General features: G+C 40.0%; 1 protein-coding gene. It reads left to right on the top strand.

Features of this window, described 5'->3' with window-relative positions:
• Positions 1-73 precede the first annotated feature (73 nt).
• Positions 74-2239: a cation-translocating P-type ATPase gene (locus GXZ13_06775; protein ID NLX75515.1), complete on the top strand. Its 2166-nt coding sequence runs from the start codon at positions 74-76 to the stop codon at positions 2237-2239.
• Positions 2240-2404 lie beyond the last annotated feature (165 nt).

The following is a 2404-nucleotide window of genomic DNA, read 5'->3' as shown; positions in this document are numbered from 1 at the left end:
CGTTAAATATTATACATGTCTTTGAGAAACTGGCAAGTATTTTAACATTTTTATTAGAAAAGGAGCTAAATTTATGAGCAATACGGATGAAATCAAAATGAATTTTAGCGTTCTGGGAATGACTTGTACAACATGCTCAGGTATAGCAGAAGAAGCTCTTGCAAAGGTTAACGGAGTAACTTTTGCTTCGGTCAATCTAACCACAAAGACAGCCTTTGTCGTGGCGGATTCAACAGTTACTTTTGAAATGCTCGAAAATGCTGTCAAATCTGTAGGGTACAGTGTTTCTAAAGATATTTCTTCTGATCTAGATGAAAAACAGTACAAAGAAGCACGCAAAGATTTGCTTATGATATGGGCTGTTGGATTACCTATGTCTATTCTTATGTTTTTGCATATGATTTATAACGTAAACTTTTCATGGTACCCCTATCTTGAAATTGTAGCTGCTTTTTTTGCTATATTTTATTGTGGCCGTAAAACTATAAGAGGGGCTTGGATAGCTTTTGTTCACTTTCATACAAACATGGACTCTCTTATAACTATTAGTGCTATAGCCTCCTTAGCTAATGCTCTTTTGAGTCTTTTAGGACTTCATATCCCCTCTTTCGGGACTGTTGGCATTATGATTTTGATGCTTCATTTAACTGGAAGATATATAGAATCGCGCCTTCGTGACAGAGCTACTAAAGAAGTGAAAAAACTCCTAACTTTACAGCCAAGAGAAGCTAGAGTACTTCTTGAAGACGACTACATTATGGTTCCCATAGAAGCCATCAAACCGGAAACACTTATAAGAGTAAATGCTGGCGAGCGAATCCCTCTCGACGGAATTGTCACTTCGGGCCTATCTGAGGTTGATGAATCTCTACTTACGGGTGAATCCTTGCCCATTATAAAAGATATTGGCTCAGATGTAACTGGTGGCGCCATGAATCTCTCAGGTTCTTTGATTATAAAAACAACCAAAATTGACGAGGAAACTTTTCTAGCAAAAATGATTGATCTCGTACGTGAAACACAGAGCACAAAAGTTCCCCTCCAGGCCCTTGCCGACCGTATTACCCTAAAGTTTGTGCCCACAATAATTTCTCTGGCAGTATTCAGTGCTCTGTCTTGGTTTTTTGCTTTTGATGCTCTGTCTGCTCTTTTTTCTCCGCTTGCTTCGTATTTGCCATGGCCGACTGCATATACTTCTCCTGTAGACGCAGCAGTATACGCTTTTGTAGCCACTTTAGTTATAGCTTGCCCATGTGCTCTTGGCCTTGCCATCCCTTTGGCACTTGCGGTTAGCACAGGAGAAGCTTCTAAATCTGGCCTTTTAATAAGAAATGCTGAGGCCATACAAACTCTAAATCAGACCAGCTACGCCATTTTAGATAAGACAGGAACATTAACGAAAGGCACACCGACTGTCACAAAATGGGAACTTCCTGAAGAGGCTCGTCCCTATGCCTATAAACTAGAATCCTTATCCGGACATCCTGTTGCAAAAGCAGTAGTTAGCATTCTGAATGGCCAGCCCAACATCTCCGACCCAGATGAATTGATTGAAAAAGCAGGAGAAGGAATTAGCGGTAAATGGGGTGACGACCTTTGGTTTGTTGGACGCCCATTAGTTTATCCGAAAGAAGCAGGAATTGATGTCACAGTCGTAGAAGTTCGTAAAAATGAAAACCCGTTAGGTTATTTTGCAATAACAGATTCACTCAGAGAGGACTCAGCTACTGCTATAGAAAACTTAAAATCTCTAGGCATCACATCAATTATGGCAACAGGAGACAGAATGGAAGTTGCCATGCAAGTTGCCCGCGATGTTGGCATAAAGGAAGTATACTCTGAGATTCATCCTGAGGACAAGCTGTCACTTATACAAAAAATTCAAATCTCTGGTTCTAAAGTTCTGATGGTTGGAGATGGCATAAATGACGCTGCTGCTCTGAGAGGAGCACACGTAGGTATAGCAATGGGAAGTGGAATGGATTTAGCCGTTGATAATGCGGACATTGTCATAGTGAAGGGCGGCCTTTCGAAAGTCGTGGCCGTTGTTCGAATAGCAAAGAAAACAAAGAAAGTAATTTATCAAAATTTATTCGGGGCATTTCTGTATAATATTATTGCAATTCCTCTTGCCATGTCCGGACTCTTACATCCTATAGTCGCTGAGGTGGCTATGGCAGCGAGCTCGATTACAGTCATATTAAATTCAATGAGAATAGCCGGTTCTTCAACAGATTAGTTTGGAATACCTATCAATTTACACTAAAAATTCCAATTGAGGCGGCTTATTATTTTCAAACAGAAAGAAGGTTATTAAGTTGAAAAAACATATACTACTAACTATATCTATAATATTTATGTTATTTTCGGCAGGAAGAGCAGTCGCCCATCCACCGAAAAACAT

This window comes from Synergistaceae bacterium, assembly GCA_012728235.1.
Lineage (GTDB): Bacteria > Synergistota > Synergistia > Synergistales > Synergistaceae > JAAYFL01.
The sequence above is the reverse complement of the archived record's forward strand: the minus strand, read 5'-3'. Positions and strand labels throughout refer to the sequence as shown.